Annotated in this window: 24 protein-coding genes and 1 pseudogene; 16 read left to right on the forward strand and 9 right to left on the reverse strand. The window is 74.0% G+C overall.

What is annotated here, in order from left to right:
- Positions 1–59: 59 nt before the first annotated feature.
- From LCH29_RS30390 to LCH29_RS30400, 3 genes are all read left to right on the forward strand, one after another.
- A complete protein-coding gene (locus tag LCH29_RS30390; RefSeq protein ID WP_446464896.1) occupies positions 60–1,703 on the forward strand; it encodes a GAF domain-containing protein in 1,644 nt (547 codons plus the stop codon).
- Between the two features lie 91 nt (positions 1,704–1,794).
- Complete coding sequence (locus tag LCH29_RS30395) at positions 1,795–2,397, forward strand: Rv1733c family protein (protein WP_446464935.1); 603 nt, start codon at positions 1,795–1,797, stop codon at positions 2,395–2,397.
- Positions 2,398–2,582: 185 nt separating this feature from the next.
- Complete coding sequence (locus tag LCH29_RS30400; RefSeq protein WP_446464897.1) at positions 2,583–5,033, forward strand: right-handed parallel beta-helix repeat-containing protein; 2,451 nt, start codon at positions 2,583–2,585, stop codon at positions 5,031–5,033.
- Here LCH29_RS30400 and LCH29_RS30405 read toward each other — a convergent pair.
- On the reverse strand, positions 5,003–7,480 hold the full coding sequence (locus LCH29_RS30405; RefSeq protein ID WP_446464898.1) for a hypothetical protein: 2,478 nt from the start codon (positions 7,478–7,480) through the stop codon (positions 5,003–5,005). The genes LCH29_RS30400 and LCH29_RS30405 overlap by 31 nt on opposite strands.
- 116 nt (positions 7,481–7,596) lie before the next feature.
- On the opposite strand from LCH29_RS30405, the gene LCH29_RS30410 reads away from it, so the two are divergent.
- Both LCH29_RS30410 and LCH29_RS30415 read left to right on the forward strand, forming a co-directional pair.
- The gene (locus LCH29_RS30410; protein ID WP_446464899.1) at positions 7,597–8,448 is read left to right on the forward strand and encodes a DeoR/GlpR family DNA-binding transcription regulator; all 852 of its coding nucleotides are present in this window, start codon (positions 7,597–7,599) and stop codon (positions 8,446–8,448) included.
- Between the two features lie 32 nt (positions 8,449–8,480).
- Entirely contained in the window at positions 8,481–8,951 is a 471-nt protein-coding gene (locus LCH29_RS30415) for an SRPBCC family protein (protein WP_446464900.1), read from the forward strand.
- 42 nt (positions 8,952–8,993) lie between these two features.
- On the opposite strand, the gene LCH29_RS30420 is transcribed toward LCH29_RS30415, so the two are convergent.
- Complete coding sequence (locus LCH29_RS30420) at positions 8,994–10,139, reverse strand: PLP-dependent cysteine synthase family protein (RefSeq protein ID WP_446464901.1); 1,146 nt, start codon at positions 10,137–10,139, stop codon at positions 8,994–8,996.
- A 176-nt stretch (positions 10,140–10,315) separates the two neighbouring features.
- Between LCH29_RS30420 and LCH29_RS30425 the strand changes: the two genes are divergently transcribed.
- Complete coding sequence (locus LCH29_RS30425) at positions 10,316–10,642, forward strand: hypothetical protein (protein ID WP_123107848.1); 327 nt, start codon at positions 10,316–10,318, stop codon at positions 10,640–10,642.
- A 186-nt stretch (positions 10,643–10,828) separates the two neighbouring features.
- Positions 10,829–11,515, forward strand: a complete 687-nt coding sequence (locus LCH29_RS30430; RefSeq protein WP_446464902.1) for an ATP-binding protein — start codon at positions 10,829–10,831, stop codon at positions 11,513–11,515.
- A gap of 126 nt (positions 11,516–11,641) precedes the next feature.
- Here the strand turns inward: LCH29_RS30430 and LCH29_RS30435 are convergent, their stop codons facing one another.
- Complete coding sequence (locus LCH29_RS30435; protein WP_446464903.1) at positions 11,642–11,935, reverse strand: SHOCT domain-containing protein; 294 nt, start codon at positions 11,933–11,935, stop codon at positions 11,642–11,644.
- 145 nt (positions 11,936–12,080) lie between these two features.
- On the opposite strand from LCH29_RS30435, the gene LCH29_RS30440 reads away from it, so the two are divergent.
- Together LCH29_RS30440 and LCH29_RS30445 are read left to right on the forward strand one after the other, a co-directional pair.
- On the forward strand, positions 12,081–12,662 hold the full coding sequence (locus tag LCH29_RS30440) for a TetR/AcrR family transcriptional regulator (RefSeq protein WP_446464904.1): 582 nt from the start codon (positions 12,081–12,083) through the stop codon (positions 12,660–12,662).
- A gap of 60 nt (positions 12,663–12,722) precedes the next feature.
- The gene (locus LCH29_RS30445) at positions 12,723–13,310 is read left to right on the forward strand and encodes a DUF4865 family protein (protein WP_446464905.1); all 588 of its coding nucleotides are present in this window, start codon (positions 12,723–12,725) and stop codon (positions 13,308–13,310) included.
- Positions 13,311–13,322: 12 nt separating this feature from the next.
- Here the strand turns inward: LCH29_RS30445 and LCH29_RS30450 are convergent, their stop codons facing one another.
- Positions 13,323–14,588, reverse strand: a complete 1,266-nt coding sequence (locus tag LCH29_RS30450) for an ROK family protein (RefSeq protein WP_446464906.1) — start codon at positions 14,586–14,588, stop codon at positions 13,323–13,325.
- An 8-nt stretch (positions 14,589–14,596) separates the two neighbouring features.
- Between LCH29_RS30450 and LCH29_RS30455 the strand changes: the two genes are divergently transcribed.
- Genes LCH29_RS30455 through LCH29_RS30470 form a run of 4 tightly spaced genes read left to right on the forward strand, consistent with a single transcriptional unit; the run spans position 14,597 to position 17,758 of the window.
- Positions 14,597–15,799: an MFS transporter gene (locus LCH29_RS30455; protein ID WP_446464907.1), complete on the forward strand. Its 1,203-nt coding sequence runs from the start codon at positions 14,597–14,599 to the stop codon at positions 15,797–15,799.
- A gap of 49 nt (positions 15,800–15,848) precedes the next feature.
- Positions 15,849–16,583, forward strand: a complete 735-nt coding sequence (locus LCH29_RS30460) for a maleylpyruvate isomerase family mycothiol-dependent enzyme (RefSeq protein WP_446464908.1) — start codon at positions 15,849–15,851, stop codon at positions 16,581–16,583.
- 33 nt (positions 16,584–16,616) lie between these two features.
- Positions 16,617–16,862 carry a DUF6332 family protein gene (locus LCH29_RS30465; protein WP_446464909.1) on the forward strand — a complete coding sequence of 82 codons (246 nt, stop codon included), beginning with the start codon at positions 16,617–16,619 and terminating at the stop codon, positions 16,860–16,862.
- Positions 16,859–17,758 (forward strand): DUF2797 domain-containing protein, encoded by a 900-nt coding sequence (locus tag LCH29_RS30470; RefSeq protein WP_446464936.1) that lies wholly within the window; start codon positions 16,859–16,861, stop codon positions 17,756–17,758. The genes LCH29_RS30465 and LCH29_RS30470 overlap by 4 nt, the downstream gene beginning before the upstream one ends.
- Before the next feature lie 17 nt (positions 17,759–17,775).
- Here LCH29_RS30470 and LCH29_RS30475 read toward each other — a convergent pair whose 3' ends face one another.
- Complete coding sequence (locus LCH29_RS30475; protein WP_446464937.1) at positions 17,776–18,441, reverse strand: response regulator; 666 nt, start codon at positions 18,439–18,441, stop codon at positions 17,776–17,778.
- Between the two features lie 116 nt (positions 18,442–18,557).
- On the opposite strand from LCH29_RS30475, the pseudogene LCH29_RS30480 reads away from it, so the two are divergent.
- Positions 18,558–18,698: pseudogene (locus tag LCH29_RS30480) on the forward strand (IS110 family transposase); the annotation flags it as partial.
- A 5-nt stretch (positions 18,699–18,703) separates the two neighbouring features.
- Here the strand turns inward: LCH29_RS30480 and LCH29_RS30485 are convergent.
- Both LCH29_RS30485 and LCH29_RS30490 read right to left on the reverse strand, forming a co-directional pair.
- A complete protein-coding gene (locus LCH29_RS30485; protein ID WP_446464910.1) occupies positions 18,704–20,029 on the reverse strand; it encodes a sensor histidine kinase in 1,326 nt (441 codons plus the stop codon).
- Between the two features lie 102 nt (positions 20,030–20,131).
- On the reverse strand, positions 20,132–20,830 hold the full coding sequence (locus LCH29_RS30490) for a TetR/AcrR family transcriptional regulator (RefSeq protein ID WP_446464911.1): 699 nt from the start codon (positions 20,828–20,830) through the stop codon (positions 20,132–20,134).
- A 135-nt stretch (positions 20,831–20,965) separates the two neighbouring features.
- On the opposite strand from LCH29_RS30490, the gene LCH29_RS30495 reads away from it, so the two are divergent.
- A complete protein-coding gene (locus LCH29_RS30495; RefSeq protein WP_446464912.1) occupies positions 20,966–21,418 on the forward strand; it encodes a nitroreductase/quinone reductase family protein in 453 nt (150 codons plus the stop codon).
- Positions 21,419–21,453: 35 nt separating this feature from the next.
- Here the strand turns inward: LCH29_RS30495 and LCH29_RS30500 are convergent, their stop codons facing one another.
- Positions 21,454–22,659, reverse strand: a complete 1,206-nt coding sequence (locus tag LCH29_RS30500) for a geranylgeranyl reductase family protein (protein WP_446464913.1) — start codon at positions 22,657–22,659, stop codon at positions 21,454–21,456.
- Between the two features lie 148 nt (positions 22,660–22,807).
- Between LCH29_RS30500 and LCH29_RS30505 the strand changes: the two genes are divergently transcribed.
- The gene (locus LCH29_RS30505; RefSeq protein WP_446464914.1) at positions 22,808–24,169 is read left to right on the forward strand and encodes a M20/M25/M40 family metallo-hydrolase; all 1,362 of its coding nucleotides are present in this window, start codon (positions 22,808–22,810) and stop codon (positions 24,167–24,169) included.
- Between the two features lie 128 nt (positions 24,170–24,297).
- Here the strand turns inward: LCH29_RS30505 and LCH29_RS30510 are convergent, their stop codons facing one another.
- Positions 24,298–25,332, reverse strand: a complete 1,035-nt coding sequence (locus tag LCH29_RS30510; protein ID WP_446464915.1) for an NUDIX hydrolase — start codon at positions 25,330–25,332, stop codon at positions 24,298–24,300.
- Positions 25,333–25,387: the final 55 nt, after the last annotated feature.

Consider the following 25,387-nt stretch of genomic DNA (forward strand, 5'->3'; position numbering starts at 1 on the left):
ATCAGCTTCTCGACGAGCTCCAGGCGCGGCTGGATGCCGCCCGGTCCACGCAGGGGCGGATGCACAGCCTGCTGGAGGCGGTGCTGAGCGTGGGCCGCGAGCTGGACCTGGAGCAGGTGCTGCGGCGGATCGTGGAGTCCGCGGTGGTGCTGGCGGACGCGCAGTACGGGGCGCTGGGCGTGGTCGACAGCAACCGGCTGTCGCAGTTCCTGCCGGTGGGCATATCGGAGGACCTCGCGCGCCGGATCGGCCCGCTGCCGAGCGGCCACGGCCTGCTGGGCGAGCTGATCCGTCATCCGCAGCCGCTGCGGCTGACCGATCTGTCCGAGCACCCGGCGAGCCATGGCTTCCCGGAGGACCATCCGCCGATGCGCTCGTTCCTGGGGGTGCCGATCCGGGTCCGGGATCAGGTGTTCGGCAATCTGTACCTGACGGAGAAGCGCGGTGGCGCCCAGTTCGACCCCGACGACGAGGCGGTGCTGACCACCCTGTCGGTCGCCGCCGGGGTGGCCATCGACAACGCCCGGCTGTACCACGAGAGCCGCCGCCGCGAGCAGTGGCTCGAGGCGCTGGGGGTGATCACCCGCACGCTGCTGGCGGGCACTCCGGCGGCCGAGGTGCTGAGCCTGATCGCCCGGCTGGCCCTCCAGGTCTCGCTGGCCGATTCGGCGGCCATCCTGCTGCCCGCCGCGGGCACGGACAGCCTGATGGTGGAGGTCGCGGAGGGGCACGACGCGGAGCGCATCAGCGGTCTGGTGGTGCCCTCCGACGGCTCGCTGGCCGGGCTCGCGGTGCGCACCGGACGGCCCGCGGTGGCGAGCGACGTACGGACCGACGCCCGGGCGCGGGCCTGGCAGCTGCCGGACCAGGAGAGCGAGTTCGGCCCGCTGGTGGCCGTCCCCCTGGTCGCCCACGAGCGGTCCTCGGGGGCGCTGCGGCTGTGCCGGCTGGCGGGGCGGCCCGCGTTCGACGACCATGAGGTGGAGCTGCTGTCGGGGTTCGCCGCGCAGGCGGCGCTCGCGCTCGAACTGGCCCGGCACCGTGCCGAGTCCGAGCATCTGGCGCTGCTGCACGACCGCGACCGGATCGCCCGTGACCTGCACGATCTGGCGATTCAGCGGCTGTTCGCGACGGGGCTGACGCTCCAGAGCGCGAGCCGGCTGATCGACCATCCGGAGGCGGGTGAGCGGGTCGGCCGGGCGGTGGACGACCTGGACGAGACGATAAAGATCATCCGTTCGACGATCTTCGCGCTGCGGGCGGTCGGGGACGAGGACGGCGAACCGGCCACCTTGCGGAGGCGGCTGGTGAAGGCCGTACGGTCGGCATCGGACACCCTGGGCTTCACGCCGTCGCTGCTGATGGACGGACCGGTCGACACCGATGTGCCGGACGAGACCGGTGACCAGGCGCTGGCGGTGCTCGCCGAGGCGCTCAGCAACACCGTCCGGCACGCCCGGGCCCAGCGGGTGGACGTGCGCTTCACGGTCGGTGCCGATGTCGTCCTCACGGTCACCGACAATGGGGTGGGCATCGGCGGCGCGGCCCCCAGCGGAGGGCTGGTCAACATGCGGTCGCGGGCCGAGCTGCTCGGCGGCACGCTGACCATCGAGGCCCCCGAGGCGGGCGGCACCCGGGTGGTGTGGCGCGTGCCACGAACCCCCGACGGCCCCGCCCGCACGACCAAAGGGTTCAGCCCGTGATATGGCTCTCTCTTCTCCGAATTCGCGCATATCCGGCCTCCCATGCGGTATCCACGAACGGGGAAGGGGACTGTCGAAAGACGTGCGGATGATGCGAATGATCAAGGGCTTGTGGCGCTGGCGGCGGAACCCGCTGCGCCGTAAGACCGACCTGGCAGAGGCGTGGGCGGCACTGGTCGCCGCCGTATTGATCCTGCTCGCGGCCCCGGCCGCGGGCTGGGCAGCGGGCTCCCTGGCGCATGGTGCGCTGGTGAGAACCGCGCAGGAGCAGCGCGCCGAGCGCCATCTGGTGGCAGCGACCGTGGTCAAGGTGCTGCCCCAGCCACCCATAGACTCCGACCCCGAGACCGCCTCGGCGCGCGACGCCCAGCGCCGGGTGCTCGCCCAGTGGACGGGTCCGGACGGCAGCAAGCACGAGGGCACGCTCGGCGCCCGCCCGAGCGCCGACCCGGGCGAGACGTTCCGCATATGGACCGACGACCAGGGCCGGCTGAGGGCCCGTCCGCTGGACTCGGCCACCGCGGCCACCCACGCCGCGCTGGCGGGGATCGGCGCGGGCGCGGCGACGGCGGGGCTGGTCGACGGCGCCCGGCGGCTGGTCGTATGGCGGCTCATGCGCCGTCGTTACGCCCAGTGGGACGTCGCGTGGGAGCGGGCTCGCCAGGATTGGGGCCGGGCCGACGCGGACAGCTGACGCGGACCGTACCGTAGACCGGGTATTGCCCCGGTACGTTCCGTGTCGCCAGGACACCTTGTGCACCGGGCTTCCGGGCAGGTCAACTCGGCGTGCCGCGCGCACGCTACGGTGGGGCCTTCACGTGAACAGCGGCACAGTCGCGCACATCCGGCATTCGCACGAGGTGGGGGCACAGCAGCACCATGGCACAGGGCTCGGTCGTCCAGGTGACGCACAGCGGAACGTCGCGGTGGCGGCGCCGCACCGGAGAGTACGCCTCCCTCGCCGCGGCCCTGGAGGCCGCCGGCGACGGCGACGTGCTCTCCATCTCGCCCGGCACCTACCGTGAGAATCTGGTGGTGGGACGGGCCGTCACCCTGCGCGGTCCCGAGGGCTCCTCGCGCGGCTCGGTGCGCATCGCGCCCGCCGACGGCGTCGCGCTGACGATACGCGCGTCGGCGGTGGTCCAGGATCTCCACGTGGAGGGCATGGACTCGGCGTCGCCCGCGCTGCTGGTCGAGGAGGGCACTCCGGAGCTGACGGATCTGCGGGTCGCCACGCGCTCCGCCGTCGGCATCGAGGTGCGCGGCGGCGCCCGGCCGACCGTGCGGCGCTGCACCGTGGACAACCCGGCGGGCGTGGGCCTGAGCGTGCTGGACGGCGCGGGCGGCGTGTTCGAGGACTGCGAGGTCGTGGCCGCCGGGCAGTCCGGCGTCGCGGTGCGCGGCGGCGCCCGCCCGCGCCTGGAGCGCTGCCGCATCCACCACTCCTCGGGGTCCGGGGTCTCGCTGACCGGCGAGGGCAGCTCGCTGGAGGCCGTCGGCTGCGAGGTGTACGAGATCCGGGGCGCGGGCGTGACCGTCTCCTCGCGGGCGACCGGGCACCTGACCGACTGCCGGGTGCACCGCACGACGGGCGACGGCGTCAACCTGGACACCGACGCCGTGCTCACGCTCGCGGACTGCGAGATCCACGACGTCCCGGAGAACGCGGTCGACCTGCGGTCCCGTTCGGTGCTGACGCTGACCCGCTCGACGGTGCGCCGGTTCGGGCGCAACGGCCTGTCGGTGTGGGACCCGGGCACCCGGGTGGACGCCAACCAGTGCGAGCTGCACGAGAGCACGGGCGACTATCCGGCGGTGTGGGTGAGTGACGGCGCCACGGCCGTGCTCGACTCGTGCCGGGTGCGCGAGGTCCCGGACGCGCTGTTCGTGCTGGACCGCGGCTCGCGCGTGGACGTCGTCGACAGCGATCTGTCGCAGGTGCGCAACACGGCGGTGTCGGTGAGCGACGGGGCGACCGCGCAGCTGGACGACTGCCGGATCCGGGAGGCGGCCACCGGCGCCTGGTTCCGCGACCACGGCAGCGGCGGCACCCTGGCGAACTGCACCATCGACGGCGCCGCGACCGGAGTGATCGTCACCAAGGGCGCCGATCCGACGGTCGAGCGCACCACGGTCTCCTCGCCGACGGAGGCCGGGTTCTATGTGTCCGCCGAGGGGCGCGGCACGTTCACCGGCTGCCGGGTGACGGGCAGCAGCGGCTACGGCTTCCACATCATCGACGGCTGCCGCACCACCCTGACCCGGTGCCGCACCGAGCGGTGCGTGCGCGGCGGTTACGAGTTCTCCGAGGCGGGCCCGGCCGTCGAGGACTGCACCAGCGACGAGAGCGCCACCAGCGCCGTCACCGCCCCGGCGACCGCCCCCGCCCTCCCGGCGCCCGCCGTGGAGACCGCCGCCTCGACGGGCGGGCTGCTGGGCGGCATCCCGACACAGCGCGCCACCCAGCCCCCGGCCCTGGCCGCCGCGCCCGGTGCCCCGGCCGCCGAACCGGTGTCCGTACGGCCCTCCACCACGGTGCTGGGCGAACTGGACGCGCTGGTCGGGCTGGAGAGCGTCAAGCGCGAGGTGCGCGCCCTCACCGACATGATCGAGGTCGGGCGGCGGCGTCAGGAGGCCGGGCTGAAGGCCGCCTCCGTCCGCCGCCACCTGGTCTTCACCGGCTCCCCCGGCACCGGCAAGACGACGGTCGCCCGGCTCTACGGCGAGATCCTGGCCTCCCTGGGGGTGCTGGAGCGCGGCCATCTGGTGGAGGTCTCCCGGGTGGACCTGGTCGGTGAGCACATCGGCTCGACGGCGATCCGCACCCAGGAGGCGTTCGACCGGGCGCGGGGCGGGGTGCTGTTCATCGACGAGGCGTACGCGCTGTCCCCCGAGGACTCCGGCCGGGACTTCGGGCGCGAGGCGATCGACACCCTGGTGAAGCTGATGGAGGACCACCGGGACTCGGTGGTGGTCATCGTCGCCGGGTACACGGCGGAGATGGAGCGTTTCCTGTCGGTCAACCCGGGGGTGGCGTCCCGCTTCTCACGCACCATCACCTTCGGCGACTACGCGCCCGAGGAGCTGCTGCGGATCGTCGAGCAGCAGGCCGACGACCAGGAGTACCGGATCGGCGAGGGCGCGTCGGAGGCGCTGCTGAAGTACTTCACGGCGCTCCCGAAGGGCCCGGCGTTCGGCAACGGCCGCACCGCCCGGCAGACCTTCGAGGCGATGGTGGAGCGGCACGCGGGCCGGGTCGCCCAGCTGAGCGACCCGACCACCGACGACCTCACCCTGCTCTACCCGGAGGACCTGCCCGAACTGCTCTGAGCCGGATTCGGTACGGCCGCGCTGCCGGACGTTCCCTCGGGGAGCCGGGCCAGCAGCGCGGCCCGCTCCCGGTCGAAGGCCGGGTCCGCCTGGTACTCGGAGTGCCCCAGGATCGGTGCGGGCAGCGGGTGTTCGGCGGTACGGCCGTACGCGAGCGGGTCCTTGAAGGCGTCGCAGTCCACCTCGGGCCCGGTGCCGTCGGGCAGCCGGATCGGCCCACCGATGGGGTCGGTGTAGCGCCACAGGTTGCGCCAGCAGCGCACCTCGCCGTGGAGCGAGCGCAGTTGGGCGGGGCCGAAGTAGGCGGGGAACCAGCGCCCGTACAGCCGCTCCAGCGGGGAGCCGTAGGTGAGCAGCGCGACCTGGGCGCGGGTGCGCAGGTCGACCTGCCAGACCGCGGCGGCGGCCAGCACGCTGCCCTGGGAGTGCCCGGAGATGACCAGGCGGCCGCCGTAGGTGCGGGTCCAGGTCTCCATCCGCCAGGTCAGGTCGGGGACGGCGCGCTCGGCGTAGCAGGGCGGGGCGAAGGGGTGCGCGGCGCGCGGCCAGAAGGTGCCGACGTCCCACAGGATGCCGATGGTGCGCCGGGCCGACGGGCTGCGGTAGGCGCGGCGGGCCCAGGTGACCAGCATCAGGACCGCGAACCCCATCATCCAGGAGCCCAGCGCCTGGGCGGTCTGCGTGGCCGCGTCCACGAAGCTCGGGGTGTCGTCGGCGGCCCGCCCCGGCACCTCGTTGGTGACTAAGGTCCCGGCGACCGCGAGTCCCCCGAGCAGCAGGGCGAACAGGGCGACGGGGCCGACGAGCCAGGGGCTGGAGTCGGTGAGCCCGGCGCGGGCGATCGTGGTGGCGATCCGGCGGGTGCGCACCGCGTCGGCGGGCTCGCCCGGATAGCCGTCCAGGACGCCGGGGATGAGCCGTTCGCGGATCCGCCAGGCCCGCAGGGCGGTGATCACGGCCAGCAGCAGGATCATCAGCAGCAGGACCGGTATGGCCGTGGCCCACCAGGACAGCAGGATGGGCGGCGCGATGGCGCCGCCCTCGCCCGGGGTGGCGCCGCCGTCCAGCCAGTCGGCGATGCGCTGGGCGATGCCTCCGGCGAGCACCGAGCCGAGCCCGCAGGCGAGCATGGCGACGGCGGGACCGGCCAGCCCGCGCAGCGGGGTGCGCTCGGTGGGCGCCTCCCGGTACAGGACCAGGGCGCACACCGCGATGGCCACGATGAGGGCGCCCTGCACGACCGCGATGGTGACGAAGGTCTGGTCGCCGGGCAGCCCCCTGTGGGAGACCCAGCCGGGGCGGGACCAGCCCGCGTACAGCATGGCCAGCGCGAGCACGCCGAGCGCGGCGCCGGGCAGCAGGGTGATGGTGAGGCGGTCCAGATCGCTGTCGGCGCGGGTCTCGCTGCGGCCGCGTCGGCACACCACGAGCACCACCGCGCACCCGCCGGCCACCACCAGGGTGAGCAGCGTCCAGCCCACGGCGTCCAGCAGGGCGCTGCCGCCCGCCGCGCGGTCGTACCCGGCGGTCGCCGCGGTGACGCCCGCGGCGATCGTCAGGAATCCGGCGGCGGTGTGGGCGGCGCGCAGCCGGGCGACGATCCGGCGGCCGTACCAGAAGCCCGGCAGGCACAGCGCGGGGCGGTTGCCCGACTCGGCGCAGGTCTCGTCCACCGGCAGCTCCAGCGGGGGCTGCGACTCGTACGCGCTCCAGGTGCGGTTGGACAGGTACCACAGCAGGCCGTTGAGGGCCGCCGGTACGACGGCGGTGAGCGCGAGGCGGCGGCCGGGCTGGCTCCACCAGCCGTCGTCCCCGGCGGACAGGAAGCCGAGCCAGGTGCCGTCGGCGCAGTCGGCCGAGCCCGCGCACTGCCAGGCGACCAGGTCGAGGGCCACCTCGCAGGCCCCGGCGATCAGCAGCACGGTCAGGCTGAGCGCGACGAGCCGCACCAGCAGGCCGTAGGTGCGCACGGTGCGCTCCCGCCGGTCGGCCGCGGGGCGCATCCAGTGGGCCAGGTTGACGACCATGAAGGGCAGCAGGAGCAGCCACAGGGCGCGGGCGCTGTTGCCGGAGGTGAGGTTGGACCAGACGTACGCCTCGCGGACCGGGCGGTCCCGGTAGTCCTCCGGCCGCGACTCGGCGTCGATGTCGTCGATGCGCCGGTAGACCGCCGCGGTCTCGTCGCCGGTGAGCGGGGTGGTGCGCGGATCGCTCAGCATCTCCTGGGGCGTGGTGCCGCCGACGCCGTGGACCAGGAGCTCCAGATCGGGGGGCGGTGCACCGTTCCGTGGTGGCGGTGACACCCCCAGCGCCCGGTCCGCCCCCGCCGCCGATGCCCCCGTGCCCGTGGTCGATGTCACCGTGCCCCCCGATCCCGGTGTCGTGCGGTCGTTCCGCCCCCGGTACTCGCTCCAGGATTGTGCCCAGCGGGGTGGGGCACGGAGCATGACAGGCCGGGCGTGGCGAAATCGTAACCCCCCGGTGCTCCGGGGACCGGCTGTCCGCCCCACATGCGAAGATATCCGCGCGGGCGACGTGCGCCGACCGGAAGGGAACGGGCAGGGTGAGCGACAACCAGAATCTCCTCGCCGAGCAGCGGCGCGCCCTGATTCTCGACGAGGTCAGACGGCGCGGCGGAGTGCGGGTCAACGAGCTGACGCGCAAGCTCAATGTGTCCGACATGACGGTCCGTCGCGATCTGGACGCACTGGCCCGGATGGGCGTGGTGGAGAAGGTGCACGGCGGCGCGGTGCCGGTCGCCGAAGCGAGCACGTACGAACCGGGGTTCGAGGCCAAGTCGAGCCTGGAGCTGACCGCGAAGGAGGACATCGCCAAGGCCGCCGCGGCGATGGTCACCCCGGGCACGGCGATCGGGCTCGCCGGGGGTACGACGGCGTTCGCGCTGGCCCAGCAGCTGCTGGAGGTGCCGGACTTGACCGTGGTGACCAACTCGGTCCGGGTGGCGGACGTGTTCTACAACGCGCAGCGGTCGGCGGCGGCGCTCGGCGGGGCGGCGCCGCGCCCCGGGGCGGCCACCGTGGTGCTCACCGGCGGGGTGCGCACCCCGTCGGACACACTGGTGGGGCCGGTCGCGGACGCCGCGGTGCGCTCGCTCCACTTCGATGTGCTCTTCCTCGGGGTGCACGGCATATCGGTGGAGGCCGGGCTGTCCACGCCGAACCTGGCGGAGGCGGAGACCAATCGCCACTTCGTTCGGTCCGCGCGGCGGGTGGTGGTGGTCGCCGACCACACCAAGTGGGGCACGGTGGGCCTGAGTTCCTTCGCCACGCTGGACCAGGTGGACGCGCTGGTGACGGACCCGGGGCTGCCGGCCGGGGCGCGCGCCGAGATCGCCGAGTATCTGCCGGAGCTGGTGGTGGCGGGCGAGCGGATCGAGGCCGCGTCGGACATCTGACGGAGCGACAGCCGTGCGGCTATCGTGGCCCCATGGCATACCGGTTGCGTTCCGTGGGGCTGGACTACACCCAAACCGCCCCGGTCCAGCTCGCCTTCACGGCCGAGGTGTCGGCGCCGCCCGAGGCGGTGTTCGGGGCGCTGGCCGATGTCGAGGGCTGGCCCCGCTGGTTCCGCCAGGTGACCGAAGCCCGCCCCACGGCCGACGGGACGGGGCGGGAGATCCGCCTCCTGGGCGGCACCCGCTTCCGCGAGACGGTGATGGCGTCGGACCCGTGCGAGCGGTACGCGTACCGCGTCGACGAGACGAACGTGCCGGGGCTGCGGGCCCTGCTGGAGGAATGGCGGCTGGTGCCGTGGCACTCCGGCACGGTGGTGCGCTACACGTTCGCGCTGGACGGCACGGCGGTGATGCGGGGCTCGGCGAGGGCGTTCCGCCCGGGGCTGCGGAAGGCGTTCCACGACGCGGTCCGGTGCCTGGACCGGCGACTGACGACGGGCTGAGACCGCCCCCGGGCCTCCCCGGGTGATGCGCTGGTCCGGCCACTAGTCCGGCCGCTGGTCCGGCCGCTGGTCCGGCCAGTGCCCGGTCGCCAGGAAGATGTCGATCGCCTTCGTGTGCGGCTCGATGTCGAGCCCCTGCTCCTCCAGCCAGGCGTCCGAGTAGTACTTGTCCAGATACCGGTCGCCCGGGTCACAGAGCAGCGTGACCACGCTCCCCGTGCGCCCCTGTGCGACCATCTCCGCGACGATCTTCAGCGCGCTCCACAGCCCGGTCCCCGTGGACCCGCCCGCCTTGCGCCCGATCACCCGTTCCAGCGCCCGGACGGCGGCGACGCTGGCGGCGTCCGGGACCTTCATCATCCGGTCGATCGCACCGGGCACGAAGCTGGGCTCCATCCGGGGGCGGCCGATGCCCTCTATGCGGGAGCCGGACTCGCTGCACGCCTGGGCGTCGTGGTGCACCCAGCCGTCGAAGAAGCACGAGTTCTCCGGGTCGGCGACGCACACCCGGGTGTCGTACTGCATGTAGTGCACATAGCGCGCGATGGTCGCGGAGGTGCCGCCGGTGCCCGCCGTGGCGACCACCCAGGCCGGTTCGGGGTAGCGCTCCAGCCGCAGCTGCTGGTAGATCGACTCGGCGATGTTGTTGTTGCCTCGCCAGTCGGTCGCCCTTTCGGCGTAGGTGAACTGGTCCATGTAATGGCCCCCGGACTCTCCCGCGAGCGCGAGGGACTCCTCGTACATCTTCCGTGGGTCGTCCACGAAATGGCACTGGCCGCCATGGAATTCGATCAGGCGGCACTTTTCCCGGCTCGTCGTGCGCGGCATCACCGCGATGAAGGGGACCCCGATCAGCTTCGCGAAGTACGCCTCGGATACGGCGGTGGAACCGCTGGACGCCTCGATGACGGGTTTGCCGGGGCGGATCCAGCCATTGCACAGCCCGTAGAGGAACAGCGAGCGGGCGAGCCGGTGCTTGAGGCTCCCTGTGGGATGGGTGGACTCGTCCTTGAGGTAGAGGTCGATCCCCCACCGCTCCGGGAGCGGGAAGCTCAGGAGGTGCGTATCGGCCGAACGCTGGGCGTCGGCCTGCACTTTCCGGACGGCCTCCTTGAGCCAGTCCCGGTAGTCGTGGTCGCTGCGGTCCACGTCAACCGTGTCGACGACCGCCCGCGTCGTACTGTCCACGCCGCTCCTCGTGCTTGTGCCCCGTGCCCGGTCCGAGTGGCATACTCGGTCCATTTCGATCCTAAAGGGACCCCGGTGCGCCCTGGTGCCCCGGCCCGGTCCCGGGCACACTGCGCAGCAGGGAGAATGAGGCAGCAGCGTGCTTGCCAGTCGGAGCCACCGGGGAGGCGGTCGTGATGGCCGATACCGAGTTCAACGCCAGGGGCGTACGGATCGAGCGGTTCCTGCGCTCGGTCACCCGCGCCGGCCAGGTCTCGATCAAGGACGGCAGACTCCAGTTGCTGACCAGCTACGGGCGCGAGATCGACAGCGCACCCGTGCAGTCGGTCCGGGCGAGCAAGCCGTGGTTCGTGGACGGCGACCAGGCCATGGCGACCCTCAACGGCACCCGCTATCGCCTCACCCTCGGCCAGCACGACGCGGCCAAGCCCTCCGGCTCCGGCACCGCCAGCCGCTTCCTCGACGCGGTCCGCTCCGCCCGGGGCCACGTCCGCAAGGGGTGAAGGCGGCCGAGTTGCGCATGCGCGCGGGGGGACCGACCCTGGACGAGCATCAGTATCACTGAGGGTCAACGAGCGGTGACGCTGAGAACCGGCCCACCGGTCGCGCACGGCAGCCACCACTGCTGAACGCGTTCGTCGCCCGCATCTGCATCAGGCTAGCCCCAACTTCTTCAGGGAGTCGCAGCCGTGATCAGTCGTCCTAGCAGGCATTGCACGGTGGAGCTGCAAGCCCTGCCGTCGCGGATCGGTCAGGTCCGCAGAATCGTGTCGGCGCAGTTGCGCTACTGGCATCTGGATCCGCTCATCGACCCGGCGGCGCTCGGTGTCACCGAGCTGCTCACCAATGTGCACCGGCACGCCGAGCCGGACAAGCAGTGCACGGTGGAGATCGCCCTCATGATGGACCGGCTGACGGTATCGGTCCGCGACCAGGATCCGCGGCTGCCCCGGGTCCGCGAATGCGACCCCGTCTCCACCCACGGCCGGGGGCTCGCGCTGGTGGCGGCGGTCAGCCAGACCTGGGGCATGAACGTAAGGGACGACGGCAGCGGCAAGGTCGTCTGGTTCACCCTGGCCGTGCCGCAGCCCGCCACCGTGAACGGCTCGCCCTGCGCGGCGTACGCAGCGGGCCGCACCGCGCCGCCGCCGCACCGTACGAGCCCGGCGGCCCGACCGGTGACAGCCCCCACCCCGACCTCCGCACCGGCCCCGGCGTCCCCGGTGACTCCGGTATCGCCGGTGAGTCCGGCGTCACCGGTGACTCCGGTATCCGCACCGGCTCCCGTGGCAGCGCCCGCCCCCGCACCGGCGGCGGCCTCCGCACCGCCCGTACGGGAGCGGGCACCGGCCGCCCGGTCGGCCGTATCCCACTGAGGTTAGGGGGTGTCCGCAAAGTCCCGCCGGGCCCGCGACGCCTGGCACGCGCCCCCAGCTACCGCTGGGAGGTGCCCCCCGACGCCGCGGGCTGATCCGACGCGACTTTGCGGACACCCCCAGCGTTCAGCCGGCACCGCCCTTGGCGTGCCGGCCGAACTGCTCGTCCAGGACGGACAGACGGCGCCAGTACTCGTCCTCGTCGATCTCACCGGCCGCGAAGCGGCGGCCGAGCACCACGATCGGCGACTGCTCGCCGAGCGCCGCGTGGCCCTGCTGCCAGGGGGTGCGTCCGCGCCACCCCGCCCGCCGCAGCAGGAAGAGCCCGCCGCCGACGATCAGCGCCCACATCAGGGGGAAGAAGAGAATCCACGGACCGGGTCCGGGTCCGTCGGCGAAGCCGTGCGCCAGGGTGTTCATGGTGATCGCGCTCCTCGGTGGTTCCGCAAGGGTCGCTTCCGAGCGTCCCGCCCGGCGGCGCCCGGGTCGTCGTACGGCCGGGGGCAGTTCATGTAGTCCGCGGGGAGTACACCCGTCTGTACCTACTGGTATGTACACTGCTCGTATGACCACCTCGGAACGGCTGATCGAGAGCGCCCGGGAACTCCTGTGGGAGCGCGGCTACGTGGGCACCAGCCCCAAGGCGATCCAGCAGCGCGCGGGTGCGGGCCAGGGCAGCATGTACCACCACTTCACGGGCAAGCCCGATCTCGCGCTCACGGCCATCCGCCGCACCGCCGAGCAGATGCGGGCCACCGCCGAGGCATCGCTGTCCGGGCCCGCGGGCGCGTACGACCGCGTCCGCGGCTATCTGCTGCGCGAGCGCGATGTGCTGCGCGGCTGTCCGATCGGGCGGCTGACGATGGACCCGGACGTGATCGCCGACCCGGTTCTGCGGCAGCCGGTGGACGAGACGCTGGACTGGCTGCGCGGGCGGCTGGCGGACGTCCTCGCCGAGGGGCGGGAGGGCGGCGAGTTCACGGCCGGGCTGGACCCGGAGCGCACCGCCGCGACGGTCGTCGCGACCGTACAGGGCGGCTATGTCCTGGCCCGCGCGGCGGAGTCGGCGGCGCCCTTCGACAGCGCCGTGGAAGGTCTGCTCGCCCTGCTGACCGCCTACCGGGCACCCGATTCCCCTTCCCGGTAAGGGAATTCCAGGTTTCAGATTCCAGGCTCCAGGTTCCAGGAGAAGGAAAGAGTCCGCGCCATGCATGCGATGCAGTACCGGATCACGCTGCCCGCCGACTACGACATGAAGATCATCCGGCGCCGGGTCGAGTCGAAGGGGCCGCTCCTGGACGACTTCCCGGGGCTCGCCCTCAAGGCGTACGGCATCCGCGAGCGGGGAGTCGACGGTTCACCGGTCAACGCGTACGCGCCGTTCTACCTCTGGGCCGCGCCGGACGCCATGAACCGCTTCCTGTGGGGTCCCGGATTCCGGGGCGTCGTCCAGGACTTCGGCCGCCCCGCCGTCGAACACTGGCAGGGGCTGGCCTTCCACCGCGGCCCGGCCGCCGCCACCGCACCGCGCACCGCCGTCCGCCACACCACGCCGGTCCCGGCCGCCACGGACCCCGCGACGGCCGTCGGCGGCGCGGTGGAGGAGCTGCGGCGGCGGGCGGCCGCGGACGGCGCGCACTCCGCGGCCCTCGGCATCGACCCGCGCGGCTGGGAGCTGGTGCGCTTCACGCTCTGGGCCGACGCCGCGCCGTCCGACGAGCCCGGCGACCGTTACCAGGTGCTCCACCTCTCGGCCCCCGGCCTGGCCGCGCTCCCCGAGGGGCGGCCGTGGTGACGTAGCCGGTGACTACGCCACGCCGAGCGCCGCCAGCGGGTCGTCCAGCACCGGCTGCCATGCCAACTCCGCGGCGCCCACCAGGCTGTCGTGGTCCAGCGTGCACGCCAGGATCGGCACGCCCCCGCTCCGCCCCCACAGGCTGCGCTCGGCGACGACGGCCCGCAGCCGCTCCGGGTCGGCCCCCAGCAGCTCGCGGTGGAGGCCGCCGAGGATGATGCGGTCGGGGTTGAGGATGTTGACGAGCCCGGCGAGCCCGAGGCCCAGCCGGTCGATGAGCTGCTCCGCGGCGGCCCGCACCGACGGGTCGGCGTAGTCCTCGCGGATCAGGTCGCGAGCCTGCTGGAGCAGGGACACCTCCGGGCCGGGGTCGCGCCCGGCGGCGGTGAGGAAGGCGAGCGGGTCGGTCTCGATGTCCAGGCAGCCGCGGCTGCCGCAGTGGCAGGGCGGTCCCTCGGGGTTGACGGTCAGATGGCCGACCTCCAGGGCGAGCCCCGCGCTGCCGGTGTGCAGCCGCCCGTCGAGGACCAGCGCGCCGCCGACGCCGCGGTGTCCGGTGGCGACGCACAGCAGATGCTGGGCGCCCCGCCCGGCGCCGTGCCGGTGCTCGGCGAGGGCGGCGAGGTTGACGTCGTTGCCCGCGTGGCCGGTGGGGGGTTCCCCGTCCGCGCCGCGGATACCCGCCGCGGCCAGGCTCCGGGTGAACAGCTCGCGCACCGGCGCGCCCGCGGGCCAGGCGATGTGCAGCGGGTTCAGCGCGGTGCCCTCCGGTTCGGCGACCGCGGACGGCACCGCGAGACCGGCGCCCACACAGCGGCGGCCGGTCTCGCGCAGCAGCTGGGCCCCGGCCTCGACGACCGCGTCGATGACGTGCGCCGGGTCGGCGGGCACCGTCATGCAGCCGGGGGCGGTGGCGACGATGTTCCCGCCGAGCCCGACGAGCGCCGCCCGGAAGCCGTCGGCGTGGACCTGGGCGGCGAGCGCGACGGGCCCCCGCGGCGCGACCGCCAGCCGGTGCGACGGGCGGCCCTGCGATCCGGCGGAGCCGAGCGGCCGCGCGTCGACCTCGATCAGGCCGAGCGCCTCCAGTTCGGCGGCGACGGCCCCCGCGGTCGCGCGGGTCACCCCGAGTTCGGTCGTGAGCACCGCGCGGGTGGGCGCGCGGCCGGTGTGTACGAGTGCCAGTGCCGGGCCAAGAGCGCCCCGGCCCCGCTCGAGCCTTGTCCGTGTCTGGGTCACGGCTCTATTCTCACTTTGTGCCGACACCAAACAAAACATGGACGGCCATGACGGGGAAACGCGCCACCGCCGCTCCCGAGCGCCCCCTCTCCCAACTCCGCGCCGCCCTCACCGTCTTCTTCGCCCTCGACGGATTCGTCTTCGCCGGCTGGGTGGCCCGCATTCCGGCGATCAAGGACCAGACGGGTGCCTCCGCGGGCGCCCTGGGACTGGCCCTGCTGTGCGTATCGGTGGGCGCCACGGCCACCATGACGACCACCGGATGGCTCTGCCGCCGCTTCGGCAGCCACGCCACGACGGTCGCCCTCGCGGTGCTGCTCTCGCTCAGCGTCACGCTGCCGCCGCTGACCCATTCCGCGCTCGCCCTCGGACTGGTGCTGCTGGTCTTCGGCACCGGCTTCGGCGGGCTCAACGTCGCCATGAACAGCGCCGCCGTCGACCTCATCGCCGCGCTGCGCAGGCCGGTCATGCCCAGCTTCCACGCCGCGTTCAGCCTGGGCGGCATGGCCGGGGCGGGGCTCGGCGGGCTGATCGCGGACCATCTCTCCCCCACCCGCCACCTGGCGCTGCTGGCCGCCGTCGGGCTGGTGCTCGCGGCGGGCGCGGGCCGGACGCTGCTCTCCGTTCCGCCGCCGTCGCCGCCCGAAACCACGACGAGCCCGGCGGCTGGGGCATCCGCCGGGGCGCGGCGGGGGCCCGCGCGCTGGCTGGTCGCCGTGTTCGGCCTGATCGCCCTGTGCACGGCGTACGGCGAGGGGGCGATGGCGGACTGGGCCGCCCTCCATCTCCACCAGGACCTCGACGCGTCCGCCGGGGTCGCCGCCGCCGGTTACTCCGTCTTCGCGCTGACGATGGCCATCGGGCGGCTGTCCGGCACGGCCCTGCTCGAACGGCTCGGCCAGACCACGACGTTGACCGCGGGCGGCGCCACGGCAGCCGCCGGGATGCTGCTGGGCGCCCTCGCGCCCACGGTCTGGCTCACCCTGCTCGGCTTCGCGGTCACCGGTCTCGGCCTGGCCAACCTCTTCCCCGTGGCCATCGCCCGGGCGGGCGCGCTGACCGGCCCCAGCGGGGTCGCCGCGGCCTCCACCCTCGGCTACGGCGGCATGCTGCTGGGCCCGCCCGCGATCGGCTTCCTCGCCGACTGGCTCTCGCTGCCCGCCGCCCTCACCACGGTGGCGGCGCTGGCGGGCGTCGCGGCCGTCGTCGCGTACGCCACGCGCAACGCGGCACACCCCGGGGTTGGTTGAATTCTGCCAGGTCACCCCGCATGTCGGTGGTGGCTGGCAGAATTCCGCCATGGAGATTGCCGAGCTGATCGACGTCCTGGACCGCGAGGGACACCTGATGGCCGACGCCGCGGGCAAGGCGGGCACGGACGCCCGGGTGCCCACCTGCCCCGAGTGGCAGGTCAGGGAGCTGCTGTCGCACACCGGGCGGGTGCACCGGTGGGCGACCCGGTACGTCACCGAGGGCCTGACGGAGGGGATGCGGCCGGGTGACGGCCCGGAGCTGGACGGCGCCGAGCTGGTGGCCTGGTTCCGGGAGGGGCATCGTGCGCTGGTCAAGGCGCTCACCGATGCCGATCCGGACCTGGAGTGCTTCGCCTTCCTGCCCGCACCCTCACCGCTGGCGTTCTGGGCCCGGCGGCAGGCCCATGAGACGGCGATCCACCGGGTCGACGCGGAATCGGCGCTGGGCGCGGACCACTCGCCGTTCGACCCGGCCTTCGCGGCGGACGGGATCGACGAGCTGCTGACCCGCTTCCACGGGCGGGAGCGCAGCCGGGTCCGGATGGACACCCCGCGCACCCTGCGGCTGCGGGCCACCGACACCGACGACGTCTGGACGGTGCGGCTCTCCGAAGAGCCCCCGCACACCACACGCGGCGCCGAGGGGGACGCGGACTGCGAGCTGACGGGTCCGGTCGGCGAGCTGTACCTCGTGGCGTGGAACCGCCTGCCGTACAGCGCGCTGAGCGGCAAGGGCGACCTGTCGCTCGCGCAGGTGTGGCGGGAGCAGTCGCAGGTGTGAGCGGACATGCTGGGGAGAGAGGACTGATGCCGGATGACCGGACCCCGTAGCCAGGCCGAGCGGGACGCGCTCACCGTGGAGATCGTGTTCGCCCTGGTCACGGGCGCCTTGCTGGCGGCCGTCCTCTTCGTCGCCGTCGCGAGCCCCGCGCTCTTCGGCGAGCTGGGGCGGGCCCAGGAGTCCGCGTGGCGGACGGCGGCCCCCGCCGCGGCCACCACCGGGTTCGCCTACCGCGTGATCCGGGTGCTGTGGCTGTCCCGGGGGCGGCGGCGCGGATGACCGGGGACCGGCGGTGGCGGTGCGCGGGGCTGCGGTGGTCCCGGGGCTCCGGGCCGGTGCTCCTGTGGCGCCACCCGGCGCACGGTGAGCGGACGTCCGCGCTGACGCCGGACCGTCCGCTGGCCTTCACCACCGGGCCCGGGCGCCACTGCACCGGGGTGCGCCGGGGCGCCCGGCACACCCCGTGCCCGGACGACGCCGAGCTGGCGGCGTCCCCCGTATCGGCCCAGTGCGCGGACTGCGCCCGGCTCGACCGTTCGTACTCGGTCGCCGCCGACACCCGCGGCGACGACCCCCGCCCGTACGACGTCTATCTCGCCTGGTTCGGGCCGGGGTTGGTGAAGGTCGGCATCACGGCGGCCGAGCGGGAGGGCGTACGGCTGCTGGAGCAGGCCGCCCTCTCGTACGCCCTGCTCGGCCGGGGCCCACTGATGGCCGCGCGCCGCGCGGAGGCCGTGCTGGGCGCCGCGCTCGGCGTCCCGGACCGCTTTCCGTACGCCGCGAAGCGCGCCGCGCGCGAGGCGCCGCCGCCCCGGGAGCGCCGCGCCGCCGAGCTCGCGGCGCTGCACGCGCGGGCGGGCGGGCTCGGCGGCCTGCCCGAGTCGCTGGCCCTCATCGCCTTCGCGCCGGTCCACCACGACGAGGCGTTCCACCTGGAGCGGCTGCGTCCGGTGCAGGGGGTGGTGCGGCTCGCCGCCGATCGCACGGTGGCGGGGCGCGTCGAGGGCGTGGCGGGCCCGGACATCCAGCTGACCGCGTCGGACGGCCGCGCCCTGCTGCTGGACGGCCGTCTGCTGGCGGGCCGTCCGCTCGGCGCGGCCGCGGCGGACGCGGAGACGACGGCCCCGGTGGAGGCTCCGGCGCGGGAGGCGGCGAGCCCCGAGGCGCTGTTCTAGCCAGATACGCCGGGGCGTCAGCCCAGCCAGCCCGGGCGCACAAGACCCGACTCATAGGCGAGGACGACGAGTTGGGCGCGGTCGCGCGCGCCCAGCTTGACCATCGTGCGGCTCACATGGGTCTTGGCGGTGAGCGGGCTGACGACCAGCCGCCGCGCGATCTCCTCGTTCGACAGACCGATCCCGACCAGGGCCATCACCTCGCGTTCCCGCTCGGTCAGTTCCGTGAGGACCGAGGCGGGCGCGGGCTCCTTCGAACGGGCGGCGAACTCGGCGATGAGGCGGCGGGTGACCCCGGGCGACAGCAGCGCGTCGCCGTCGACCACGGCCCGCACGGCGCGCAGCAGCTCCTCCGGTTCGGTGTCCTTGACCAGAAATCCGGAGCTGCCGCCGCGGATGGCCTCGAAGACGTATTCGTCCAGCTCGAAGGTGGTCAGCATGACCACCTTCACCTCCGCGAGGGCGGGGTCCTCGGTGATCCGGCGGGTCGCGGCGAGGCCGTCGAGGAGGGGCATGCGGATGTCCATGAGCACGACGTCGGGGCGGTGCTCCCGCACCGCCTTCAGGGCCTGCTCCCCGTCGGCGGCCTCGGCGACCACGTCGATGTCCGGCTGGGCGGCCAGCAGCGCCCGGAAGCCCGCCCGGACCAGGATCTGGTCATCGGCGAGCAGGACGCGGATCACTCGGCTCACGGTGTCTCCGTAAGTTGTTGGGCGGCCCGGGAGGGCCGGATGTGGCTGACGGTGTCTTGCCTTGTGTGGCTGCCAAGGAGTGGCCGTCCGGCCTCTCCGGGGCGCCCTGGCTGAAAAAGCGCGGCGAAGGCTGCAAGCATGTCCAGGCCGTCATCGCCCTGGCCCGCCGCCGGGCCGGCGTGCTGTGGGCGCTCCTGCGCGACGACCGGGTCTTCACCCCCGCCCCGCCGGTCGCGCAGGCGGCTTGACTTCGTCATTGAGACTCCTCGGTGGCATCGGGCGTGGCGGGCTCGTCGCGCGGCGCGGGCGTCACGGTGAGCGGGATGCGGGCGTGCACGCGGAACCCGCCGTCCGGGCGCGGGCCCGCCTCCACCGTGCCGCCGAGGGCGGCGGCGCGTTCGCGCATGCCGACCAGGCCGTTGCCGCCGCCCGTCACGCCGTCCGCCGTGTCATCCGCCGTGTCGTCGGTGGTCGCCGGGCCGTCGTCGTCCACCCGCAGCTCCAGCTCGTCCGGGGCGTACGACAACCGGACGCGCGCGCTCCGCGCGCCGGAGTGGCGGACGATGTTGGTCAGCGCCTCCTGGACGATGCGGAACGCGGCCAGGTCCGTGCCCGGCGGCAGGGCGGCCCGTGCGCCCCGCGTCTCCACCTCCACCGTCAGCCCCGCGCCCGCGGCCTGCTCGGTCAGCTCCGGCAGCCGGTCGAGACCGGGGGCGGGCTGGCGCGGCGCGGCGCCGGGGGCGCGCAGGGTGTCCAGGACCTGGCGTACCTCGCCCAGCGCCTCCTTGCTGGCCGCCTTGATGGTGGTCAGCGCGGTGCGGGCCTGTTCGGGGTCCTGGTCGAGGAGGGCGAGGCCGACGCCCGCCTGCACGTTGATGACCGAGATGCTGTGGGCGAGGACGTCGTGCAGTTCGCGGGCGATCCGCAGCCGCTCCTCGTCCGCCCGGCGCCGTAGCGCCGCCGCCCGCTCCGCCCGCTCGCGGGCCCACTGCTCGCGCCGTACGCGGACGAGTTCGGCCGCGGCGAGCACCGCCGCCGCCCAGGCCGCGATCGCCACCTCCTGTCCCCATCCGGCGGACCCGTCGCCGGGGGGCGGCAGCCAGCGGTAGAGCCAGTGCGCGATGAGCAGCCGCCCCGCCCACAGCGCGCCGACCGCGCACCAGGCCGCCACCCGCTGCCCGGCGGCGACGGCGGCGACGCAGGCCACGACGACGCTGAGGAAGACCGGGCCGCCCGGGCCGCCGGCGGCGAGGTAGCCCAGGGTCACCGCCGAGACGCCGAGGACGGTGAGCCGCGGGTGGCGGTGGCGCAGGAGCAGCAGCGCGGGCCCGGCCAGGAGCAGCGCGTAGATACCGGGTCCGAGGTCCGTCCGGTCGGGCTGCCGGTGTGCGGCGAACCCCGTGCCCACCAGCTGGACGACGGCGACGGCGAGCGAGGAGCGCCAGGGCACGGCCGCGCCCGGCGGGCCGAACGGCCCCTTGTGCCACGGTCCGCCCTGCCACGGCCCTCCGCGCCACCGCCCGCCCGGTCCGCGCCCCGGAACCCGCTCCGGACCGTGCTCCCCCGTGAATTCGTGCATACCGGTAACGCTAGACCGGCCGCCCGCGAACGGCGTCCCCCGCGCGCGGTGATCGCCCGTACTCCCGCCGGAGTAGACCGCGGCGGTCCGTAAGCAGTTCCGCTACCCCAGGCCCGCTTGCCGCCCCAGGGCGGCGGCCGTGTGCGTGAAGAACTCCTCCCTTGCCTCCACCACGCCCCGGAACTGGCCGAACAGCTCGAAGCTGATCATCCCGAACAGCTGCGCCCACACCGCGGCGATGGTCGCGAGCGCCGCGGCGGGCAGTTCGGTGCCGAGGGCGTCGGCCAGGGCCGTGACGTCCGCCCGCACCCCCTCCGGCAGCTCCGCCTCCTCCGGTACGCGCAGGGCGCCCGCGGCGTGGGCGTCACGCACGACGGCGATGAGGGCGAGGGCGACGCGGGAGGCGGGGGCGACGGTGGCCCGGGGCGCGGAGTAGCCCGGCACCGGGGAGCCGTAGATCAGCGCGTACTCGTGCGGGTGGGCGAGCGCCCAGGCCCGGGCCGCCCGGCAGACCGCGGTCCAGCGCGCCACCGGATCGTCGTCGCCGCGCGTCGTGGCGAGCGCGCCCTCGGCGGCGGCGCCGATCGCGTCGTACGCGTCCACGATGAGCGCGGTCAGCAGCTCGTCGCGGCTCGGGTAGTAGCGGTAGAGCGCGGAGGAGACCATGCCCAGCTCGCGAGCGACGGCCCGGAGCGACAGCTTGGCCGCGCCCTGGTCGGCCAGCTGGCGGCGCGCCTCTTCCTTGATGGCGGCGGTCACTTCGGCGCGGGCCCGTTCCCTGGCCCCTCGGATCGCGGTCATGCGGCCAGTCTGCCATCTTTCGGAGCGCCGCACCAAAACGAGAGCATTGCTCTTGTCAGACTCCGACCGCCGTGTGCACAATGCTCCTGAACGAGAGCACCGCTCTCATCGTGGTCACGGCACACGGAGGACGTCATGACACAGCACTACATCGAGCCCCGCCGCTTCGAGGTGCCCCTCAACGGTGCCGTGGCCTGGCTGGCGCGCCATGGGCTCAGCTTCTTCGGCGCGGCGGAGCTGTCCGTGCCCGGCCGGACCAGCGGGGCGTTGCGGCGCGTCCCGGTCAACCCGCTGGCCCTGGACGGCGGGCGCTATCTCGTCTCGGCGCGCGGCAACGCCCACTGGGTGCGCAATCTGCGGGCGGCCGGGGGCGGACAGCTGCGCAAGGGCCGCAGCACGCGGACGTTCACCGTCGCCGAGCTGCCCGAGGGCGAGGAGAAGGCGGCGGTGCTGCGGGCCTATCTGAAGCGGTGGGGGTGGGAGGTCGGCGCCTTCTTCGACGGCGTGACCGCGACCTCCCCCGACAGCGAACTCGCCCGGATCGCGCTCATGCACCCGGTCTTCCGCATCAGCGTCACCGGCGAGTAGGCGTCCGCCACTTCTCGTCCCTCACTTCCTGTCCCTCACTTCTTGTCCATCGCCGCCAGGGCCCGGCGCGCCGCCGGGTGGGTGCGGACGAGGTCGGCCAGCGTCGTCGTACCGCGCGTGATCTTGGTGAACGCGCGCCACGCCGGGCGGAAGCCGGTGATCGCCGCGTGGAACATCCCGGGGCGGCGGGCGAACACCGCGTACATCCTCCGGCCGACGCCCATCTCGACGCCCAGCCCGGCCTTGATCGCGAAGGCGTAGTTCAGGGCCTGGCGCCGGGCGTCCACCGCGTCGTGCGCCTCGGCGATCCGTACCGCCCACTCCCCCGCGAGGCGGCCCGAGCGCAGCGCGAAGGAGATCCCCTCCCGCGTCCACGGCTCCAGCAGCCCGGCCGCGTCCCCGCACACCAGCACCCGGCCGCGGGAGAGCGGCGAGTCGTCGGCGCGGCAGCGGGTCAGATGGCCGGAGGAGACGCTCGGCTCGAATCCGGCGAGGCCGAGCCGCGCGATGAAGTCCTCGAGGTAGCGCTTGGTCCCGGCGCCCTCGCCGCGCGCCGAGATGACGCCGACGGTCAGCGTGTCGCCCTTGGGGAAGACCCAGCCGTAACTCCCGGGCATCGGGCCCCAGTCGATGAGCACCCGGCCCGCCCAGTCCTCCGCGACCGTGTCCGGAACCGGGATCTCCGCCTCCAGGCCGAGGTCGACCTGGTCGAGCTTCACCCCGACGTGCGCGCCTATCCGGCTCGCGCTGCCGTCCGCGCCGACCACGGCCCGCGCCAGCACCGTCTCGCCGTCCGCGAGCACGACGGCCACGGTGCGGCGGTCGGGCACCGACGGGCCGTGCTGCTCGACACGGGTGACGGACACACCGGTACGCACCTCGGCGCCCGCGTCCTTGGCCGCCTCGACCAGACCGGCGTCGAACTCCGGCCGGTTGATGAGCCCGAACAGCACGTGCTTGGAGCGGCGGGTCCGGGACAGCTTGCCGTTCATCGAGAAGGTCACCGCGTGCACGCGCTCACGCAGCGGCAGTTCGAAACCCGGCGGCAGCGCCTCGCGCGACGGGCCGATGATGCCACCGCCGCACGTCTTGTAGCGGGGCAGTTCGGCCTTCTCCAGCAGCAGCACCCGGCGGCCGGCGCACGCCGCGGCGTGGGCCGCGGAGGCACCCGCGGGCCCCGCGCCGACCACGACGACATCCCATACCGTCTCTTTGTCCGGGGTTGCGTTGTCGCTGCTCACGTGTGCTTCCGCTCCCAATCGCCCGTCCTGATGCGCCTACCGGGCATCCTACGGCTCACCTCCGCGTGAACCTGCTGTGGGATGATCGGGCCACCGCACAGACCCGCACATCACCACCCAACGCCGCGCATCCCAGGAGCGTTCCCCCATGGCCCAGGACCTCGCCGCCACCGTCGCCGCACTCCAGCCCCGTGCCCTGGCCGAACTGGCCGAGCTGGTGGCCTTCCCGTCGGTGGCGGACCCGGCGCAGTTCCCGCGCAGCGGGTGCGAGGCCGCCGCGGAGTGGGTCGCGGCCGCGCTGCGCGCCGAGGGGTTCGAGGACGTGGCGCTGCTGGACACCCCCGACGGCACCCAGTCCGTCTACGGCTTCCTGCCCGGCCCGGACGGCGCCCCGACGGTGCTGCTCTACGCGCACTACGACGTGCAGCCGCCGCTGGACGAGGACGCCTGGCTCAGCCCGCCGTTCGAGCTGACCGAGCGGCAGGGCCGCTGGTACGGGCGCGGCGCGGCGGACTGCAAGGGCGGCCTGATCATGCACCTCACGGCGCTGCGCGCGCTCAAGGAGCACGGCGGCGTCCCGGTCAACGTCAAGGTGATCGTGGAGGGTTCGGAGGAGCAGGGCACGGGCGGGCTCGAGCGGTACGCCGAGGCGCATCCGGAACTGCTGGCCGCCGACGCGATCGTGATCGGCGACGCGGGCAACTTCCGGGTCGGGCTGCCGACCGTCACCGCGACGCTGCGCGGGATGACGCTGCTGCGCGTCTCGGTGGACACGCTCGAAGGGAATCTGCACTCCGGCCAGTTCGGCGGCGCCGCCCCGGACGCGCTCGCCGCGCTCATCCGGATGCTGGACTCGCTGCGCGCGGAGGACGGCTCCACGACGGTCGACGGCCTCGCCCCGGACACGTCCTGGGGCGGCCTCCAGTACCCGGAGGAGGACTTCCGCAAGGACGCCGGGGTGCTGGACGGGGTCGAACTGATCGGCTCGGGCACGGTCGCCGACCGCATCTGGGCCCGCCCCTCGGTCACGGTGCTGGGCATCGACTGCCCGCCGGTCGTCGGCGCCACCGCCTCCGTCCAGGCGAGCGCGCGGGCGCTGGTCAGCCTGCGGGTGCCGCCGGGCGTGGACGCGGCCGAGGCGAACCGGCTGCTGACCGCCCACCTGGAGGCGGCGGCGCCGTGGGGCGCGCGGGTCGCGGTGGAGCAGGTCGGCCAGGGCCAGCCGTTCCGCGCGGACACCGGGAGCCCGGCGTACGAGGCGATGCGCGAGGCCATGCGGGAGGCGTACGACGGCCAGGAGATGGCCACCGCGGGCCAGGGCGGCTCGATACCGCTGTGCAACACGCTCGCCTCGCTGTACCCGGAGGCGGAGATCCTGCTCATCGGCCTGAGCGAGCCGGAGGCGCAGATCCACGCGGTCAACGAGAGCGTCTCGCCGGAGGAACTGGAAAAGCTCGCCCTCACCGAGGCGCTGTTCCTGGGCGCGTACGCGACCGGCAAGAAGTCCTGACCCGGACGCCGACGGTTCCGGCCAGGCCGTCGCTGCCCCAGCCGGGCGGCCCGCGGCGCCGGGGCGTACGGCACCGCCGGGGTGTACGGCACCGCCGGGGTGTACGGCACGCGCCGCCCGGCCGTCGGTCAGCCCATGGGGACTCCGGCCTCCAGGTACAGGGGGCGGCCCTGTTCGCGGGCGCGGAGGGCCCAGCGGAGGCGGCTGAGGCGGACCGGGGGGAGCAGGTCGGCGGCCTCGGTCTCGGTGACGAAGCGCCAGCCGCGCAGTTCGGCGCCGGGCAGCAGCACCTCCTGGGCCTCCCCGGCCGTGAGCCGACCGCCGTCGAACAGCAGCCGCAGGCCCCCGAAGCCGGGCGGCTGGGGGCGTTCCCAGTCGGCGACGAGCAACCGCAGCGGCTCGTCGAGCCGTACGCCGAGCTCCTCGGCCACCTCGCGGCGCCCGGCGCACATCGGCGGCTCGCCGCGTTCGACGACGCCGCCGGGGAACTCCCAGCCGGGCTTGTACGTGGGGTCCACGAGCAGCACCCGGTCGGCCTCGTCGAAGAGCAGGACCCCGGCCGCCAGGGTTTCGGCCGTCGGCTCGGGCGTCTGCACGATGTCGCAGTTCCCGGCGCCCTCGCGGACGGCGTCGGCGATGTGCTGGGCGGTCTGGCGCGGGGTGAGCCCGGTGGTGTCGACCACATGGGCGTCGGTGGTCAGCCAGTTCAGGGCCGCGCGGTAGGGCGCGAGGTGGTCCAGGCACCAGCGGCGCACGGACTCACTGGCGTCCGCGTCGCCGGGTATCTCCTCGCGCTCGGCTATACGTCGGCGAAGGATCGTTTCATCGGTGTGCAGCAGGACGTGCCGCACGGGGATCCGCCGGGCGGCGAAGCCGCCGAAGATCTCGTCCCGGTACTCCTGCCTGAGGACCGTCATCGGGACCACGAGCGGGCCGCCGACCTCCGCTATCAGCGCGGCGCCGGTGTCCACGACCAGCCGCCGCCAGGACGGCAGGTCCTGGTAGTCGGAGACCTGCTCCAGACGCTTGCGCGGCAGCATCATGCGCAGACCGTTGCCGACCAGTTCCGGGTCGTAGAACGTGCTGCCGGGCATGAAGTCCACCAACTCACGGGCCGCGGTGGTCTTCCCCGCGCCGAACGCACCGTTCAGCCAGACGATCACATTTCCCCCTAATCCATCGCCTCCTGACAGTTGCCCGCATCACCCTGCCACGGAA

It is taken from the genome of Streptomyces sp. BRA346 (genome assembly GCF_052851135.1).

What these genes read in the sequence shown, in the direction of transcription:
- LCH29_RS30460 (WP_446464908.1), top strand. Translation starts at nt 15,849, where the DNA reads ATGGAGATTGCCGAGCTGATCGACGTCCTGGACCGCGAGGGACACCTG.
- LCH29_RS30415 (WP_446464900.1), top strand. Translation starts at nt 8,481, where the DNA reads ATGGCATACCGGTTGCGTTCCGTGGGGCTGGACTACACCCAAACCGCC.
- LCH29_RS30440 (WP_446464904.1), top strand. Translation starts at nt 12,081, where the DNA reads ATGACCACCTCGGAACGGCTGATCGAGAGCGCCCGGGAACTCCTGTGG.
- LCH29_RS30435 (WP_446464903.1), bottom strand. Translation starts at nt 11,935, where the DNA reads ATGAACACCCTGGCGCACGGCTTCGCCGACGGACCCGGACCCGGTCCG.
- LCH29_RS30405 (WP_446464898.1), bottom strand. Translation starts at nt 7,480, where the DNA reads ATGCTCCGTGCCCCACCCCGCTGGGCACAATCCTGGAGCGAGTACCGG.
- LCH29_RS30505 (WP_446464914.1), top strand. Translation starts at nt 22,808, where the DNA reads ATGGCCCAGGACCTCGCCGCCACCGTCGCCGCACTCCAGCCCCGTGCC.
- LCH29_RS30400 (WP_446464897.1), top strand. Translation starts at nt 2,583, where the DNA reads ATGGCACAGGGCTCGGTCGTCCAGGTGACGCACAGCGGAACGTCGCGG.
- LCH29_RS30495 (WP_446464912.1), top strand. Translation starts at nt 20,966, where the DNA reads ATGACACAGCACTACATCGAGCCCCGCCGCTTCGAGGTGCCCCTCAAC.
- LCH29_RS30450 (WP_446464906.1), bottom strand. Translation starts at nt 14,588, where the DNA reads ATGTTTTGTTTGGTGTCGGCACAAAGTGAGAATAGAGCCGTGACCCAG.
- LCH29_RS30390 (WP_446464896.1), top strand. Translation starts at nt 60, where the DNA reads ATGCACAGCCTGCTGGAGGCGGTGCTGAGCGTGGGCCGCGAGCTGGAC.
- LCH29_RS30470 (WP_446464936.1), top strand. Translation starts at nt 16,859, where the DNA reads ATGACCGGGGACCGGCGGTGGCGGTGCGCGGGGCTGCGGTGGTCCCGG.
- LCH29_RS30455 (WP_446464907.1), top strand. Translation starts at nt 14,597, where the DNA reads ATGACGGGGAAACGCGCCACCGCCGCTCCCGAGCGCCCCCTCTCCCAA.
- LCH29_RS30465 (WP_446464909.1), top strand. Translation starts at nt 16,617, where the DNA reads ATGACCGGACCCCGTAGCCAGGCCGAGCGGGACGCGCTCACCGTGGAG.
- LCH29_RS30425 (WP_123107848.1), top strand. Translation starts at nt 10,316, where the DNA reads ATGGCCGATACCGAGTTCAACGCCAGGGGCGTACGGATCGAGCGGTTC.
- LCH29_RS30490 (WP_446464911.1), bottom strand. Translation starts at nt 20,830, where the DNA reads ATGACCGCGATCCGAGGGGCCAGGGAACGGGCCCGCGCCGAAGTGACC.
- LCH29_RS30395 (WP_446464935.1), top strand. Translation starts at nt 1,795, where the DNA reads ATGCGAATGATCAAGGGCTTGTGGCGCTGGCGGCGGAACCCGCTGCGC.
- LCH29_RS30445 (WP_446464905.1), top strand. Translation starts at nt 12,723, where the DNA reads ATGCATGCGATGCAGTACCGGATCACGCTGCCCGCCGACTACGACATG.
- LCH29_RS30485 (WP_446464910.1), bottom strand. Translation starts at nt 20,029, where the DNA reads ATGCACGAATTCACGGGGGAGCACGGTCCGGAGCGGGTTCCGGGGCGC.